Annotated in this window: 14 protein-coding genes and 2 pseudogenes; 14 read left to right on the top strand and 2 right to left on the bottom strand. The window is 63.2% G+C overall.

Annotated features, from left to right (window positions below; genetic code table 11):
* Positions 1-107 precede the first annotated feature (107 nt).
* The 11 genes from IAQ70_RS07885 to IAQ70_RS07835 all read left to right on the top strand — a co-directional run bounded on the left by IAQ70_RS07885 (position 108) and on the right by IAQ70_RS07835 (position 11999).
* The gene (locus IAQ70_RS07885; protein WP_190988773.1) at positions 108-977 is read left to right on the top strand and encodes a branched-chain amino acid ABC transporter permease; all 870 of its coding nucleotides are present in this window, start codon (positions 108-110) and stop codon (positions 975-977) included.
* On the top strand, positions 970-2922 hold the full coding sequence (locus IAQ70_RS07880) for a branched-chain amino acid ABC transporter ATP-binding protein/permease (RefSeq protein WP_190988772.1): 1953 nt from the start codon (positions 970-972) through the stop codon (positions 2920-2922). Before IAQ70_RS07885 ends, IAQ70_RS07880 begins: the two co-directional genes overlap by 8 nt.
* Positions 2919-3713: an ABC transporter ATP-binding protein gene (locus IAQ70_RS07875; protein ID WP_223859501.1), complete on the top strand. Its 795-nt coding sequence runs from the start codon at positions 2919-2921 to the stop codon at positions 3711-3713. Before IAQ70_RS07880 ends, IAQ70_RS07875 begins: the two co-directional genes overlap by 4 nt.
* Positions 3710-4099, top strand: a complete 390-nt coding sequence (locus IAQ70_RS07870; RefSeq protein WP_190988771.1) for a universal stress protein — start codon at positions 3710-3712, stop codon at positions 4097-4099. The genes IAQ70_RS07875 and IAQ70_RS07870 overlap by 4 nt, the downstream gene beginning before the upstream one ends.
* Positions 4100-4316: 217 nt before the next feature.
* Positions 4317-5852, top strand: a complete 1536-nt coding sequence (locus IAQ70_RS07865; RefSeq protein WP_190988770.1) for a class I adenylate-forming enzyme family protein — start codon at positions 4317-4319, stop codon at positions 5850-5852.
* On the top strand, positions 5849-6667 hold the full coding sequence (locus IAQ70_RS07860; protein WP_190988769.1) for a fumarylacetoacetate hydrolase family protein: 819 nt from the start codon (positions 5849-5851) through the stop codon (positions 6665-6667). The genes IAQ70_RS07865 and IAQ70_RS07860 overlap by 4 nt, the downstream gene beginning before the upstream one ends.
* A 41-nt stretch (positions 6668-6708) precedes the next feature.
* On the top strand, positions 6709-8472 hold the full coding sequence (locus tag IAQ70_RS07855; RefSeq protein WP_190988768.1) for an acetyl/propionyl/methylcrotonyl-CoA carboxylase subunit alpha: 1764 nt from the start codon (positions 6709-6711) through the stop codon (positions 8470-8472).
* A complete protein-coding gene (locus IAQ70_RS07850) occupies positions 8469-9335 on the top strand; it encodes an HpcH/HpaI aldolase/citrate lyase family protein (protein ID WP_190988767.1) in 867 nt (288 codons plus the stop codon). The genes IAQ70_RS07855 and IAQ70_RS07850 overlap by 4 nt, the downstream gene beginning before the upstream one ends.
* A gap of 56 nt (positions 9336-9391) precedes the next feature.
* Positions 9392-9877 carry a MaoC family dehydratase gene (locus IAQ70_RS07845; RefSeq protein ID WP_190988766.1) on the top strand — a complete coding sequence of 162 codons (486 nt, stop codon included), beginning with the start codon at positions 9392-9394 and terminating at the stop codon, positions 9875-9877.
* Positions 9878-10188: 311 nt separating this feature from the next.
* Entirely contained in the window at positions 10189-11541 is a 1353-nt protein-coding gene (locus IAQ70_RS07840) for an MFS transporter (protein ID WP_190988765.1), read from the top strand.
* A gap of 173 nt (positions 11542-11714) precedes the next feature.
* The gene (locus tag IAQ70_RS07835; RefSeq protein ID WP_190988764.1) at positions 11715-11999 is read left to right on the top strand and encodes a hypothetical protein; all 285 of its coding nucleotides are present in this window, start codon (positions 11715-11717) and stop codon (positions 11997-11999) included.
* A gap of 208 nt (positions 12000-12207) precedes the next feature.
* On the opposite strand, the pseudogene IAQ70_RS07830 reads toward IAQ70_RS07835, so the two are convergent.
* Both IAQ70_RS07830 and panD read right to left on the bottom strand, forming a co-directional pair.
* A pseudogene (locus IAQ70_RS07830) lies at positions 12208-12776 on the bottom strand (adenylate kinase).
* 310 nt (positions 12777-13086) lie between these two features.
* Positions 13087-13422, bottom strand: a pseudogene (gene panD, locus IAQ70_RS23050) (aspartate 1-decarboxylase); the annotation flags it as partial.
* 228 nt (positions 13423-13650) lie between these two features.
* Between panD and IAQ70_RS07820 the strand changes: the two are divergent.
* From IAQ70_RS07820 to IAQ70_RS07810, 3 genes are all read left to right on the top strand, one after another.
* Positions 13651-15042, top strand: coding sequence for a class I adenylate-forming enzyme family protein (locus IAQ70_RS07820; RefSeq protein WP_190988762.1), 1392 nt, complete (start codon positions 13651-13653; stop codon positions 15040-15042).
* Between the two features lie 186 nt (positions 15043-15228).
* Positions 15229-15660 carry a PaaI family thioesterase gene (locus tag IAQ70_RS07815; RefSeq protein WP_190988761.1) on the top strand — a complete coding sequence of 144 codons (432 nt, stop codon included), beginning with the start codon at positions 15229-15231 and terminating at the stop codon, positions 15658-15660.
* Positions 15661-15791: 131 nt separating this feature from the next.
* A partial coding sequence (locus tag IAQ70_RS07810; protein WP_190988760.1) for an MFS transporter occupies positions 15792-16645 on the top strand: 854 nt, incomplete at its 3' end.

The following is a 16645-nucleotide window of genomic DNA, read 5'->3' as shown; positions in this document are numbered from 1 at the left end:
GACGTGGATCACGCTCGTAAACTCCATCAAAACGAACGAACGCTTGTATGTCAATGGCCCGTGGACCAGATGGTCTCCGGGTTCCACCTGTTTGAGAAGGGCTTCTCATGGAAGTTGCGTTGCAACTAGTGCTTTCGGCGCTAGCAGTGGGCGCCATCTACGGCTCGATGGGCATCGGCTACGTAGTGATTCACCGCATGACCGGGATGGTCAACTTTGCCCAGGGCGACATCGCTGTTGCCGGGGCTTTCGGGGCGGTTGTAGCATCGGCTGTCCTTCCACCGCTCGCCGCGATCGGTGTTGGTGCGCTGACGGGAGCGGTTGCCAGCGTCCTGATGTACCACCTGGCGATCTTCCCGCTGCGGAAGCAGGGCCTGCTGGTACAGACCATCGTGACCCTCGGCGTTGGCATCGTCATCCGGTCAATCCTCCAGCTGATCTTCGGAACCGGCCCGCGTCAGTTCGATCCCATCACGGCCGGCGGGCCGGTTAATGTCTTCGGGGCATCGTTGCCGCAACAGGCTTTCTGGGTCATCGGCATCGCCCTCATCGCCTACGTGGCCCTTGCGTTGTTTTTTGAACGCACGCTCACCGGCAAGGCGCTCAGCGCCTGCGCCGTGAACAGTTACGCGGCGGGCGTGGTAGGCATCAACCTCACGTTCATGGCCACCGTTGCCTTTGCACTCTCCGGCGCAGTTGCCGGCGCGGTTCTGGCCACCCAGGTCCCGACGTCGTTCATTACCGTCGGTGCGGGCTTCGCGCTCGGCCTTAAGGGCTTTATCGCCGCCATCTTGGGCGGCTTCGACAAAATCGGTTTGACCCTGGCTGGCGGGTTCCTCATCGCACTTGTGGAAAATGTTGCCTCCCGAAGCATCTCCACCGCGCATTCAGAGACCATCCTGTTCGTCCTCCTGATCGCCCTGCTGATCCTTCGACCGCAGGGCCTGACCCGAAAGTTGGTGGTCGAACGTGTCTAGGTCTTCAATCACCAAGAACGATCGTGCCCGTGCCTCTGCAGCACACCCTGGCACTGCGACCGGCAACGGCCTGAGGTGGTTCCATGGGGCCGCTGCGCTGGTGTGGATCATCGTGGTCGCCGCCGCCGGACTCGGGCTCAGTAGCTACTGGCAGGGCATCGGGGCCAGCGTCGGCCTGATGGCACTGCTGGCACTGGGCATGATTCCAGTGACCGGCTACGCAGGCCAGTTCTCGCTCGCAGTCGGCGCATTTTACGGGGTAGGAGCTTACGGCAGCGCCCTGTTGACCATGAACTTTGGCTGGCTGGGAATCGCGGCCATCGTTGTCAGTGCTGGAGTGGCCGCCGGAGCAGCGTACCTGCTCGGCCGGCCCATTTTCCGCCTGCGGGGCCACTTCCTCGCGATGGGAACCCTCGCGCTGAGCGAAGTTTTCTTCCTGCTGGTGAACAATCTTGAAATCACGGGCGGTTCCTCCGGCCTGCCGCTTATGGCCCTTGACGTGTTCGGATTCGAACTCTTCGACACCAGCCAGCACTTGATCCTGAACTGGCTGCTCGTCGGACTTGTCCTGTGGGGCTGCCTGCGTCTTGCTGTTGGTCGTGAAGGCCGCGCCCTGAAGGCAATCCGCGGACACGAGGCTGCCGCAGCCTCGGCCGGAATCGACATCGTGGCATCCAAAACCAAGGTCTTCATTGCCTCCGCAGTGATCAGTAGCCTGGCCGGATCACTGTATGCGCATCAGGTCATGTATGTGAATCCGCCCCCCTTTGGGGTGGCCACGGCCATTGACGTGCTGGTGATCGCCGTCCTCGGCGGCATGCGTTCGCCATGGGGTGCGGTGGTTGGCGCGATCGTGCTGGAATTCCTGCACCAGAGCATTGAGGGAGTCCTGACGCAGCTTTTGGGCTCTGCAGCTGTGGGCGCCGGACAGACACTCGTCCTGGGCGCCCTCCTCGTGGTGATCCTGATCCTGCGGCCCGACGGGATCGTCGGCGTGGCGGAGAGTATCGTCCAAAGGATCAAGAAAAAGCCTGCCACCGCGGAACCGGCAACCCAAGACGAAGAGTACGTCACCATGGCCCAGGCCCGGGTGACCGACGATACCGTGCGGGAGCTCGAAGGCCATGCGCTGGGCGAAGTAGTCCTCTCTGCGCGGGGTTTGGTGAAGCGCTTTGGTGGCGTCACCGCCGTCAATGACATCTCTCTGGACATCTATGCGGGCGAGGTGCTGGCGGTTATTGGCCCTAACGGCGCTGGCAAGTCCACTTTGGTCAACCTGCTCTCCGGAAACCTCCTGCCAACGGCGGGAACGGTCTCGATCCTCGATGAGCAAGTGACAGGAAAACCGGCGCATGTTGTGGCCCGCCACGGGCTGAGCCGTTCCTTCCAGACCCCCTGCCTCTTCGAAGGCATGGATGTTCTCTCCACCGTCAAGGTGGGAGCGCACCTTCGAGGGCACATCGGAATGCTCCGTTCATCCGTCCCGACCCCCGGAGCCCTTCGGGAGGAACGGGAACTGGACAAGCTGGCGCATGAGGTCCTGGACCGTCTTGGCCTGGCCCGGTTCGCATCCGAGGACGCAAAAAACCTCTCACTCGGCCAGCAAAAGAAGATCGAGATCGCGAGGGCCCTGGTATCAAGCCCGAAGGTGCTGCTGCTCGATGAACCCTGCGCAGGCCTCAACAAGGCGGAAAAGAAGTCCCTGCTGGTCCTGCTGCGACAGCTCGGACGCGAAGGGATCGCCGTCCTGGTGATCGAACACGACATGGAGTTTGTGATGGCGTGTGCCGACAGGGTGCACGTGGTCAACTTCGGCGCCACCCTCAAGGTTGGAACCCCTGCCGAAGTCCAGGGCGACCAGGCCGTCATCGATGCCTATCTGGGCGTCCCGAGCGACTCCGTGAAAGCCGTGGACGAGCCCCTCGAACCGGAGGTAATCCGATGACCAAGATGCTGGAAGTCTCCAAAGTCAACTACTCCTACGGCAGGGCGCAGGTGCTCTACGACGTATCGTTCGAGGCCGCGGAAGGTGAGATCGTCACGATCATCGGCCCCAACGGTGCCGGTAAAAGTACCCTCCTTAACGTTGTGGCCCGGTCCCATAAGCTGCGGCGTGGGAACATCCGGATCGCCGAGCGAGGCACCGAAAAGCTCTCGCAGGCCGGCATAGTCAAGCTTGGCTGTGTCCTCGTCCCTGAGGGCCGGCAGGTGTTCTCGTCTCTGACAGTGCATGACAACCTCGTCCTGGGTGGTTACGTGTCCCGCCGCTCCGGCACTGCCAAAGCCACCATCGAGAGAGTGTTCGACATCTTTCCCCGGCTGGCGGAGCGGTCCAACCAGCTGGCAGGCACTCTCAGTGGCGGCGAACAACAGATGCTGGCGATCGGCCGGGCCATGCTCAGCCGTCCCAAAGTGATGCTGCTGGACGAGCCCAGCCTGGGTCTGGCTCCGCAGATGACCGCGCGGATCATGGAGGTTCTCGGTGAACTGCGCCGCGAATCCGGTCTGACGATCGTGTTGGTGGAGCAGAACGCGCACGCAGCCCTGGGCTTGGCGGACCGCGGCTACCTCATGAGCGGCGGCCGCGTCCTGACCTCCGGCACGTCCGCTGAACTGAAGGCAGACAAGATGGTCCAGCAGGTCTATCTCGGCGCCTCGGCAGACCCGGCCCCTGATGCCAATCCCGGCTTAGCACCTGAGCAACCTTCAACTGCTCTTCCTTCGGAGGCCAAATGACCATCCTCGTTGCCTATGTGCCCCGCCCTGAAGGCCGGGCCGCCGTTACCCGCGGCATCGAAATGGCGAAGCTGACCGGCCAACCGCTCTACGTCGTCAACGCCGGACCCGGCGGAGAAGACATGAGCAAGGCCTTTTCCGATACCGCCGACATGGCCGAAGTTGAAGAGGAACTGGCGGGCTCCGGTGTGGCGTATCAGCTCAAACAGTTTGTCCGCGGCCGAACCGCGGCAGAGGAAATCGAGGAGCTGGCCGCGGAACTGCCGGCGTCGATGCTGGTGATAGGACTGAGGCGGCGAAGCCCCGTCGGCAAGCTGGTGCTTGGCAGCGTAGCCCAGGATCTGCTCATGGGCGTGGAGTGCCCGGTCTTGGCGGTCAAACGCTAAGAATCCGCAATAACTACCGGGAAGCCGGCTCCGTTGCGCGCACTGCGCGGTGGAGTCGGCTTCCCGCGTTTCTACAGCCTGAAGAATGGAGCGGGACCGTCGCCCTCTTGCGGCGGGAACCATCTCAGACTAAGCTATCGAACGAACGCTTGTACGTTGAGGTGCAAGCTTGGTGGAATCCGGCAACGGCCACATCAGCCCGACCGAGGAGATAACAATGCGAACGATTGGTGAGTGGATCAGACTAAACCACCGTCGCTACCCGACGCGCGAGGCCGTCGTCGATGGCGTCAGCCGACTGACCTTTGCCGAGCTGGCGGAGAGCGCGTGGAGCCTGGGACGGGGCCTGCGGGACGCCGGTATCCGCGCGGGGGACAACGTTGGCGTCCTGGCCGGCAACTCGGTCTTCAACGCTGAAGTCTTCTTTGGCGTCGCCGCCGCCGGTGGCACCTACGTCGCCTACAACTGGCGCTGGGCCCCGGCGGAACTTGCCGCCGGCATCAAGGAGACCGGCGCCAAGGTCCTCCTGGTCGAAGAACGCATGATTCCCAACGCCGAGGAAGCCCTTGAAATCCTCGGCCGCACAGAAGAGGAACTGCCGCGGCTGATCCGCCAGGGCCCGGACACCGAAGGCCTGCGCACCGGCTCCGGTCCGCTCGAAGACGTCACCACTCTCGAGAGCCCCCTCTGCATCATTTACACCGGAGGCAGCACCGGCACCCCAAAGGGCGTCATCGTCTCCCACGGCGCCGCCGGCGCGAACGCATTCAACGAAATGTACGACTGCAAAATGGGCGCCCGGCAGGAAGAACGCGGCCTGATTGTCACGCCGCTGTTCCACTCCGCCGCATTGCTGTGCTGGCTGGTCCCGCACTTCATCGCAGGCGCCACCAGCGTCATCGCCGAGAAGTTCAACGACGAACTCATCGTGGACCTCGTGGGCCGGGAACGGATCACCAACACGTTCCTGATTCCGAACATGATGCGCCGCCTCATGGAAAGCGGCGTCTTCGCGGATCAGGCCATCAGGACCCACCTCAAGGCAGTCCACACCGGGGCGGGCCTGCTGCGGATGCCGGACAAGCAGCTCTTCACGGATCTGCTGCCCGGCGCCGAACTGTACTTCCGGTACGGCCTGACCGAAGCCGGACCCATGGTCACACGACTTAAGCCCCAGGACATGCTCGATCCCTCCGTTGACGGCTCGATCGGCACGGAATACCTGCTCGCCGAGGCGCAACTCCAGGATCCGCTCGGTGCGCCGGTCGCCCCCGGCGAGCTCGGCGAGATCTGCGTCAAGGGACCCTCCGTGATGACCGGCTACTACGGCCGCCCCGAAGCCACGGCCGAAGCATTCCGCGGCGGCTGGCTCCACACCGGTGACCTCGCGGTGCAGGATGAGCGTGGCTACTACTTTTTCCGCGACCGGCTCAAGGAAATGATCAAGACCGGTGGCGAGAACGTCTACTGCGCGGAAATCGAGCAGGCTCTGTACCTGCATCCCGCCGTCCTCGAAGCCGCAGTGGTGGGAGTTCCGGACCCCCGCTGGGACGAAGAGGTGCGCGCCGTCGTCGTACTCCGCAACGGACTCAGTGCCAGCGGCGAGGAACTGTCCACGTTCCTGCGATCGCATCTGGCCGGGTACAAAATTCCCAAAAAGATCGTCTTCATGGGCGCAGAGCAGCTGCCGCGCTCCGCCGCCGGCAAACTCGTGAAGTCCACACTTAAAGCCAACCTGGGGTGGGGAGCATGAAACTCGCAACAGTACGCACTGAAGGCGGCACCTCGGCCGCTGTCGAGGTAAACGGCGCCCTGGCACTGTTGCCGTTTGCCGACGTCGGCGAGTGGCTGCGCGCCGGTTCACCGGACGTGGACCAGTACAACGGAGCGAACCTATCGCTGGAAGATGCTGACTTCGCGCCGCTGGTCACAGCGCCCGGAAAAATCGTCTGCGTTGGCCTGAACTACCGCGAGCACATCCTGGAGATGGGCCGCGAGCTGCCAACCCACCCCACGCTTTTTGCGAAGTTCGCTGACGCGCTGATCGGGGCCAACGATCCCATCGTCCTGCCGCCCGGCTCAGAGGCCGTGGACTGGGAGGCCGAGCTCGCCGTTGTGATCGGAAGCCGGGTCTCACGGGCCACGGAGGAGGAAGCCAGCGCCGCGATTGCCGGGTTCACGGTGGCCAACGACATCTCTGCCCGCGACTTCCAGCGCCGGACAACCGAGTGGCTCCAAGGCAAGACCTTCGACGCAACCACTCCGCTGGGCCCGTTCCTCCTGACGGCGGACGAGTCCGGCACCGCGCCGGGGCTGGAGATCTCCTGCACCGTGGACGGTTTCACCAAGCAGAAGGCCGATACCGCGGACCTGGTGTTCAGCCCGGTTGAACTGGTCCGCTACATCTCGGCGGTCACCACGCTCAACCCCGGTGACGTGATCCTCACCGGAACACCCGGGGGTGTGGGCGACGGCCTCAACCCCAAGGAATTCCTGGTTGACGGCAGCGTCGTCACCACTTCGATCTCCGGCATCGGCGAATGCCGCAACGCCTGCATCCTGCGCTGAATTCGGCCCCTGAATCCCGCGCCCTATTACTAAGGACCATCATGTTCACCAAGATCCTCATCGCCAACCGAGGCGAAATTTCCGTCCGGGTGTCCCGCAGCTGCCGTGACCTGGGCATCGAGTCCGTGGCCGTGTACTCCACTGCCGACGCTGACTCATTGCACGTCCGCGTGGCTGATACCGCCATCAACCTCGGTGACGGCCCCGCCAGCGAAAACTACCTGAACATCCCCAAGATCATCGCAGCCGCCCTCGAGTCCGGCGCCCAGGCGATCCACCCGGGCTACGGTTTCCTCTCAGAAAACCCGGAGTTCGCCGAGGCGGTCACGGCCGCGGGCCTGACATTCATTGGGCCCTCCGCGCACGCGATCACCACCATGGGCGGCAAGGTCGCCGCCCGCGACGTCGCCATCCGCGTCAAGGTTCCCCTGGCGCCCGGCACCGAGGGCGCCATTGCCAGCGCCGCTGAAGTCGAGGCGTTCGGCGCCGAGCACGGCTACCCCGTACTGGTGAAGGCCTCAGCCGGCGGCGGCGGACGCGGCATGCGCCGCATCGACTCCGAGCCCCAGGCCAAGGAAGCCTTCGACGCAGCCGTCCGCGAAGCCACTGCGGCCTTCGGCAACGGCGAGGTCTACCTCGAGCGTTACCTCACCCACGCACGCCACGTCGAGGTCCAGGTCTTCGCTGACACCCACGGGAACGCGGTCTACATCGGTGACCGCGACTGCTCGGTGCAGCGGCGCCACCAGAAGCTGGTTGAGGAGTCCCCGGCTCCTGGCCTGTCCGATGAACTGCGCGAGGCGATGGGCGAGTCCGCCGTGCGGCTGGCCCGCGAAGTGGGCTACGTCGGCGCCGGAACCGTCGAGTTCCTGGTCGAAGACGAGAAGTTCTACTTCCTGGAAATGAACACCCGCATCCAGGTCGAACACCCGGTCACGGAAATGGTCCACGGCGTGGACCTGATCGCGGAGCAGATCCGCGTAGCAGCGGGGGAGAAGCTCTCCATCCTTGGCAACCTGAAGCCCAAGGGTGCAGCCATCGAAGCCCGCATCAACGCCGAGGACGTCGCCGAGGGCCGCTTCCTGCCCGCGCCGGGACCGGTAGATGTGCTGAAGGCGCCAGAGGGGGAGGGCCTGCGTTTTGATGCCGGCTACGAGTCCGGCGACACCGTGCTGCCGTTCTACGACAGTCTGATCGGCAAGCTGATCGCCTACGGTCCTGACCGCGAAACGGCCATTAAGCGCCTGCTCGACGGCCTGGACCGGTTGCAGATCGAGGGCCTGCCCACCACAGCCCCGGCCGCGAAGATCATCGTTTCCCACCCGGACTTCCAGGAACTGCGCTTCAGCACCCTGTGGCTGGAGGAATCCGTGGACTTCACGGAAGCCGAGCCAGTGGACCGCGCCAACGTCGAAGTGGCCGGACGCTTCTTCATCATCCCAACTTTTAGCGATTACGGCTCTGCCGGTGGCTACGGTGCCGCAGCTCCCGCCGTGGCGGCGGACTCCTCAACCCTCGATCCCGTCGCCGCCGTGAGCCGTACCCGGCAGGCACGGGCCAAGCGCGAGGTGGTCAGTGACGGAACCGTCAAGGCCCCCATGCAGGGCACCATCATCAAGATCAACGTAGTGCCGGGCCAGAAGGTGGCAAAGGGCGAAGTGATGTTCGTCCTCGAGGCCATGAAGATGGAGAACCCCATCGCGGCACCCGTGTCCGGCGTCGTCGGTGACATCACCGCCGTCATTGGCGAGTCCATGGCTGCCGGCATCCTGCTGACCAAGGTCACGGCGGAGGCTGCGGCATGAAGCCCTACCGCTCCCTGCTCTTTGTCCCAGGACACAAACGGGACTGGATCGACAAGGCGCTGAACTCCGAGGCCGATGCCGTGATCATCGACCTTGAGGATTCCGTCCCCCCGCAGGACAAGGAGCTTGCCCGCGCCAATGCCCGGGAGGCCCTTGAAGCCCACCACGGTTCGAAAGGTATCCTGGTCCGCCCCAACGCCCTGGACACGGTCTACTTTGGCCGCGATGTTGCCACGGTCACCCACCAGAACCTGACCGCCTTCCTGCTCCCCAAGTTGTTCTCCCGGGACGACGTGGTCCGGTTCGATGCCCTGGTCACCGCCGCAGAATTGGACCATGGCATCGACCGCGGAACAGTGGAACTGGTGCCATCACTTGAGACGGCGGCGTCCATCAGCAAGGTTGACGAAATCCTGGCCGGCCCACGAGTGGGTGGTGTGATGGCGGCCGCCGCCAAGGATGCGGACGTCTCACGGGAAGTAGGCTTCCGCTGGACCGCCGCGGGTGTGGAGACCCTTTACCTGCGCTCCAAAGTGGTGGTTGCCGCACGTGCCGCGGGCATCCGTACCATCGTGCTGGGGCTCTGGCAGGAAGTCCGGAACCTGGACGGCATGCGCACCTTCGCCCAGGACAACAGCGGACTCGGCTACACCGGGCAGGTCCTCATCCACCCGTCCCACGCCCCCATCGCCAACGAGGAATACGGCCTGACAGCGACATTGAAGGACTACTACGAGGGCCTCATCGACGCCTTTGAAGAAGGCCAGCGCAACGGCCACGGCGCCGTCTCCTACCGCGGCGACCACATCGACCTGGCACATGCCAACCACGCACGCGAAGCTTTGGCACTAGCCAACGCCTAATCCGCCTTGTAGCTAAACCATCCAAACATACGAACCACCACTAAAGGAGGCCTGTCATGGCCGGAATGTACTACGAAGATTTCATTGTTGGCGACGTCCTCAAACACGAGGTGACCCGCACCGTCACCGAGACGGACAACCTGCTGATCACCGCCCTGACCATGAACGTCCAGCCGCTGCACCTGGATGCCGAATTCTCCAAGAACAGCATGTACGGCCGCCAGATCGTCAACAGCATCTTCACCCTTGGCCTTGTTACCGGAATTCCGGTGCAGGACACCACACTTGGGACCACCCTGGGGAACCTCGGCTTCCGGGACATCGAATTCCCCAAGCCAGTGTTCTTCGGCGACACCCTGCGCGTGGAGACCGAGGCCCTGGACAAGCGGGAATCGAAGTCACGCCCGGAAACAGGCATCGTGGGCATCGAACACCGCGGCTACAACCAAGACAACGACGTGGTCTGCGTTGTCCGCCGGACGGCCCTGATGAAGCGCCGCGCCGACCAGCCAGCGGAAGAAACTGCCACAACCGGCGCATAGCCACAGGTATCGTGGCAAGGGCCCGGTCTAAACCGGGTCCTTGCCACGTTAACCCGGTGAATACCCGGGAACCGCACTCGGAAACGTTACGGCCCTTTCCGCCCCCAAACTGTTGCATGCGACGCGCATCACACCGTACACTTACAAACGAACGCTTGTTCTTCAGGCGCTGCCACTGGCGCCTCCCTCTATGACGCAGGACCTCCCCCGAAGTCGTACCCGAGCAGTGGCGTGGTTCGCCAGTACTCGCCATACGCGACTTCGACCGGCAAACGCCACTGATTTTCCACCAATCCAAGGAGTGAGTTCCAATGTCGGAATTGACCACACCCGTCCAGCCTTTCCCGCCCCAAACGGCCGAAGCACCTACGTTCGATCCGAAAACAGCGAGGACCGCAGTGGCGAGCGGCACGTTCGGCACTGCACTGGAATGGTTCGACTTCGCCGTGTACGGGACCCTGTCGGCGACCCTCTTCCCCGCCCTCTTCTTCCCCAGCTTCGATACGAACTCGGCCATCCTTGCCTCGTTTGCCACCTTCGGGGCGGGCATGGTGGCCCGCCCCCTCGGTGGAATCATCTTCGGCGCCCTGGGTGACAAGATCGGCCGCCGCAACGTCCTGATGTTCACCCTGATTCTCATGGGCGTGTCCTCGGTCCTGATCGGCCTGCTGCCCACCTACGCGGTGGCGGGGCTCATTGCGCCGACACTCCTGGTGGTGCTTCGTTTCCTCCAGGGCTTCGCCCTCGGCGGCGAGGCCACCGGCGTTCAAGTGCTCGTGGTCGAGCACGCCCCCGCAGCCCATCGCGGCCTTTTCGGCGGGATCCTCGCCACCGGCTCTCCGCTGGCGCAAACCTTCGCGTCCATTACCCTCACCGGGCTGGCGATGTTCCTTTCCAAGGACGATTTCGCCGCATGGGGCTGGAGGATCCCGTTCCTGATGGGCGTGCTGTTGCTCGTAGTGGGCGTATTTATCCGCCGCCGCGTTGAAGAAACCCCGGCCTTCAAGGAGAACCAGAAAAAAGCTGCCGAATCAATAGTTCCGCAGGAACGTGCACTGGCCGTGATCGCCAAGAGGCCGGGAACCGTCATCAAGCTGGTGCTGTCCTGGGCCGCATCCGCCGGCCTGTTCTGGATCAGCGTCACCTACGCGGTGAACTACCTGACCAAGGAACTCGGTTACGAAAACTCGATTACGTTCGGCCTGCTGCTCGTGGCCAACCTGATCTCCATCCCGGCCGCTATTTTCGGCGGCAAGCTCAGTGACCGCATCGGCCGCAAGAAGACCTTCCTCCTTGGCCTGGCCCTTCAGGGCATCGCCGCTGCCACCATGTTCCCCATCATGAACTCCATGAACTACCCCGCCAGCGTGGCCATAATCGCCGTGGCCCTCTGCGGCATCCAGGTCACAGCAGGTACCCAGGCAGCGTTCTTCTCGGAATCGCTCCCCACGAGCATGCGCTACACGGGTTCGGCTTTGGGCATGACCCTCGCCGGCCTGATCTTCGGCGCCCCCATCCCGTTCATCGCGGCCTGGATCTTCCAGAACACCACGAACGGAACGGTAGCCCTTACAGCAATCGCACTCGGACTGGTGCTCATCTCCGTCATTGCCACCCTGACACTGCCGGAGCGGTACAAGCAGTCACTCCACGAGGAACACTAACCGCAGACCACACTGTGGTGGAGGTAAGGACCCGGGCTGGGGCAGCAGATTTCACGAAATCTTGCGCTTCCACGAGCCCGGGTCCTTACTGGTGGGAGGAGGCGAAGCCTCCCGGGCTTGCCACCTATAGTTCAGTGACGTGCAGGCTCGCCACGACTGCTGGAGGATCAACAATGTTCGCTCGCGTCAGCACGTACCGGCCAGCTCCTGGCAGCACGGGGGAGCCCTCAGAGGAAACTGTCCAGCAAGTGCTTGGGTTGCCAGGGTGCCGAGGTATCTATTACCTGCTGGGAAAAGAAAACACGTCGCTTGCCCTCACCCTGTGGGACGACGAGGATGCTCTTGCTTCCAGCCGTCCGGTCGTGGACCGTATCCGCGCCGAGACCACTGCCGAGCAACACATGGAAATCCTCGGGGTGGACGAATTTGAAGTGTTGACCCATCAGCTAAGCGACTAGCATCCAATTGCCCACCTTCAGAAGGCGTCATCGGACGCGGTGTGTGCGACATTCCGTATATATATGCCGCCGTGCGGACGGAAGCGCGGGCACACCGACATTCCCCAAAATAGGATGCTGAACCCTCGGACTACTCGCGGGGACGAAGCACGCCCTCTCAGTGAACACGGGCGCGTGTCTGGCTTGTGTGGCTCGTCGCGGCGCCGGGTCAGGCCGCCTGGGTTGCTTTGATGACAGACATGACGCGGTCGGTGACCTCATCGATGCCGCCGATGCCATCAACCTGGGTCAGAATGCCGCGTTCGGCATACTTGGCCACAACGGCTTCGGTCTGCTCGTGGTACAGATCCAGACGGTGGCGGATCACGGCTTCATTGTCGTCGCTCCGGCCGGTTACCTTCGCACGCCCCGCAGGCGCGGAACGAGTTCCTCGTCGTCGGCCGTGAGCAGCAGGACGACGTCGAGCTTCTCCTCGCTCGTGGCGAGGATCCCGTCGAGGTAATCAACCTGCGCGGAGGTGCGCGGGTAGCCGTCCAGGAGGAAGCCGTTTTCGACGACGTCCTCGCTGAGGCGGTCGCGGACCATCTTGCTGGTCACGCTATCCGGAACAAAGTCCCCGGCGTCCATGTACTTCCTGGCCTCGATGCCAAGGGGCGTTTCGCCCTTCACATTGGCGCGGAAGATATCGCCGGTCGAGATCGCCACAACACCGACGCGTTCGGAAATACGTTCCGCTTGGGTTCCTTTACCGGAACCGCGTGGTCCAATAATCAACATTTTCGTCATCTCTAAAGCCCTTGGTAATGACGCTGCTGTTGTCCGTCGGTTTTTGTGGATGCGGTGAGTTTGGACCGCGTTGGTCATTCAAGTCTTGGCGGTCAGGTTCAGCTGGGTTCTGCCCGCACACAACCGGCCATCGGCGCACTCCTCAGGAGGCATCCTGAGGACGACGATCAGTGGGGGATAGGGCCGCCCCACGCAAGGATCTTGGGCTCCTCAAGGGGGCTCCCTGGTTGGAGGGGAGGAGATGCCACAGCCCGTCCCTGCGAGGCCGCCTTGGACGGGACCGACACGACGTTGGATACGCGTTTCGCTCACTGGCGTGCACTACTGCCGGCCGGTAAGCCCCGGCTTCTTCGGCTGTCATTTCCGCGTACGTGAGGAGAGCAACCGTGTCTCCAACGTGGACCAGGTGTGCAGCCGCCCCATTGATGCCCAGCACTCCGGAACCGCGCTCACCGGCGATGACATACGTTTCGAGGCGCAGGCCGTTGGTGCCGTCGAGGATCGCGACCAACTCACCGGGCAGGATATCTGCAGCGTCCACAAGGTCGAGGTCCACCGTCACCGACCCCACATAATGCAGGTCAGCCTGAGTCATGGTTGCCCCCTGGATACTGGACTTGAGCATTTTTCGATTCATCCGTTAAGCACCCTTGATCAAGAGAAGATCTACCGAACAACTATATACGAACAAACGTTTGTCTTGACTCAGTCGATGCTCAGTTGCATACTTACTGAAGGGTATTTCCGCCCCATCGAACCGCCGGAACAGACGACCGCTGCCTCTCCCAAGGACCATGATGAATGACGTATGCCGGCGGGTCATTTGCCGGGCGAGAAGCCAAGCCAGTCAACAGGACGTGAACCCTTGCCATTCCTGAACAGAATCCAGAGGTGGGCGGACCTCCGCCCGGCTGATACAGCCATCGCCGTCGGCGGTCGTGGATTCAGCTGGTCCGAGCTTCGCGGAGCAGCCGAGGAGCTCGTCCCCTCGACGCCGGAAACGTACATCCTGTCCGAACCCAACACGGCCGAGTTTGCTGCGCTGTACTGCGCCGGAATAGCCGGCGGACGACAGATCGCTGTACTCGATCCGGCTTGGACGCCGCAGGCCACGGAAGAGATCACGCGAAGGCTCTCCTCCCCGTCCCGTGCGGGCGGCACCGCGCTGGAAGACGGCGACCCCGACTCGACCTTCCTCATCGGCTTTACCGCCGGCACGACGTCGGCACCCAAGGCCTTCACGCGCTCCCGCCGGTCCTGGCAGGCCTCTTTTGACGCGTCCATCGAGTTTTTCGGCCTCCGTCCGGACGACAAGACGTTCGCCCCGGGGCCGCTCTCCGCGAGTCTGAACCTTTACGCACTCTCTGAGTGCCTCTATGCCGGCACTGAATTCCATACCCTGCGCAGTTTCGATGTCGGGGATGCGCACGCGGTAATCATCCATGACGGGATCACCAGGTTGGTTCTCGTCCCAACGATGCTCCGCCTCCTTAGCGAACGTGGACTCATGGCATCAGTAGATGCCTCCTCGATCAGGACCATCATCTGCGCAGGGTCCAAGTTGGACGCCCGGACCTTGGATGCAGCCAGGCGCTGGGCTCCGAACGCCACCATCTTCGAGTACTACGGCGCCGCGGAACTCAGCTTCGTGTCCGGTCGTGGCTTTGCCGCGGGGGAGCCGCTCGATGCCGCCGGCACCGCCATTGGCGGGCCCTTCCCCGGTGTGGAAGTACAGATACTCGACGACCACGGGCGGTCCCTGCCGGACGGCACTCCGGGGAACATCAGCGTCAAGAGTCCCATGGTGTGTCAGGGCTACCTGTGGGGCGATGACGGGAAGGCCCTCCGTTGCCTGGACGGCCACTTCACCGTTGGAGATCAGGGATACCTTCAAGACGGCGATTTACACATACTCGGCCGGAGCTCGGACATGATCAACACCGCGGGCCAAAACGTCTACCCACACGAAATCGAGCTCGCCCTGTCTTCCATCCCCGGCGTCGAAACTGCACTGGCAGTCGGTACGCCTGATGACTTGCGCGGTCACCGTGTGGTGGCCGGAAGCGTTCCTTCCTGCGGGGGGCTCACTGCAACCTCCCTCACCCGGGGGCTGGAAGCCGTCCTAAGCAGGAACAAAAGGCCGCTGCACTACTACTCACTGAGCGATCTGCCCCTGACCGATCGAGGAAAAGTGGACCGCCGGATGTTTCTGGAATGGATCAACAACAACGATGCACGACTCAATCGCCTGCTCTAGACACAGAAAATCGTGTCGCGCACGGAAGACACCCCGCCGATGCCAACGGGTCACTGCCCAAGCTGGCCCAAGGATGGCGAAACACAGGCCCCAGATCATCACTGTCCGTCCGCTCGGTCTCAGGACCACAGAGCATGAGTGCGGCGCACATGCACACCACACACTTCAACCTTCAAAGGAGAGCACATGACCACCCCGTCCGAGGACAAACCCGACACGGATACGTCGCCCTGGAAGATCACGCTCGGTGAGCTGGACGAGAAGATGGGTGTGAAGATCACGGAGGAGTCGGTGCAGCGCGTGATCGCCACCATGCCGGTGGAGGGCAACAGGCAGTCGTTCGGCCTGTTGCACGGCGGCGCATCCCTCGCGGTAGGAGAAGCCGTGGGATCCTGGGCGGCCGTGATACACGCCGGCACCCTGGGCAAGACTGCAGTGGGCATAGACGTTTCGGCCACGCACCACCGTTCCGCCCGCCAGGGACAGATCACCATCACTGCCACACCGATCCACCTGGGCGGGACACTCACTACCCACGAGGTGCTCATCGCCAACGAGGCAGGACAGCGGCTGTGCACCATGCGCATCACCAACCTGTTGATGGAGAAGAGGAAGTAGCACTTCTCCACCCCATAGGCACCTTATTGGCGGTCCTTCTGCCTAGAGTGCGACCGATGCTTGTCTGCCTGCGGGGCTGCTGAACCGCTGCCCTCCGGGAGGGCGGTTAACGACGAGGAGGAGTTAACCAGATGCTGGACCACGCGCGACGATCCGGCGACCGGCGGGACGAGGTGCCCGACTCCATTCTGCGGTCGGTAGGATTCTTGTCGTTCTTCGACCGCTTCGCCACGCCGCCCATGCTGCTCGTGCTCACCGAGCGGACCGACCTCTCCCTGGGCCAGGCCGTTCAACTCGTGGCCGCATACGCCCTGCTCTACGCCGTTGGGCAACCGGTATGGGGGCTCATCAGCGACCGTTTCGGACGGATCACGGTGCTGCGGGCGGCCCTTGCCGGAGTGCTGCTCGGAGCGGTGGCCAGCACATTGTTCAACGCGTACATCCCCCTGCTCCTGGCCAGGGCGTTCACCGGGCTCATGGTCGGTGCGCTGTATCCAACCCTGTTGACGCTACTGGGCGACACCCGGACCGGAATCCTGCGGGCCAAAGGCCTGTCCGATCTGCAGATCTACTCATCCATGGGAACCACGATCGCGACCCTTGCCGCCGGAACGTTGGCCGCCGTGGTGGATTGGCGCCTGATTTTCGCGTTGCCTGCGCTCGGCTCCCTGGCTTTGCTTGTCGCCCTGCGCGGGGTCGGCCCAGGACCCTTTAGGACGGAACGCGTGGAGCTTCGCCGGGCTTTTGCCGGCGGGCCCCTCGGCGTTTACGGGCTTGCTGTGCTGGAGGGAGCGGTTCTGATGGGGGCGTTGACGTATATCGTCCCGGCGCTGCAGCAGACCGGCATGGGGATCTCCTTGGCCGGCGTCCTGGCGGCCGGTTATGGTCTCGGCGTTATTGCCGGTGCCCGACTGATGCAATTTTTGGTTCACCGTTACACCCACACCCGGCTCATTGCCATCGGTGGAACGGTCCTGATCACCGC

It is taken from the genome of Pseudarthrobacter sulfonivorans (assembly GCF_014712225.1).
Classification (GTDB): domain Bacteria; phylum Actinomycetota; class Actinomycetes; order Actinomycetales; family Micrococcaceae; genus Arthrobacter; species Arthrobacter sulfonivorans.
The sequence above is the reverse complement of the archived record's forward strand: the minus strand, read 5'-3'. Positions and strand labels throughout refer to the sequence as shown.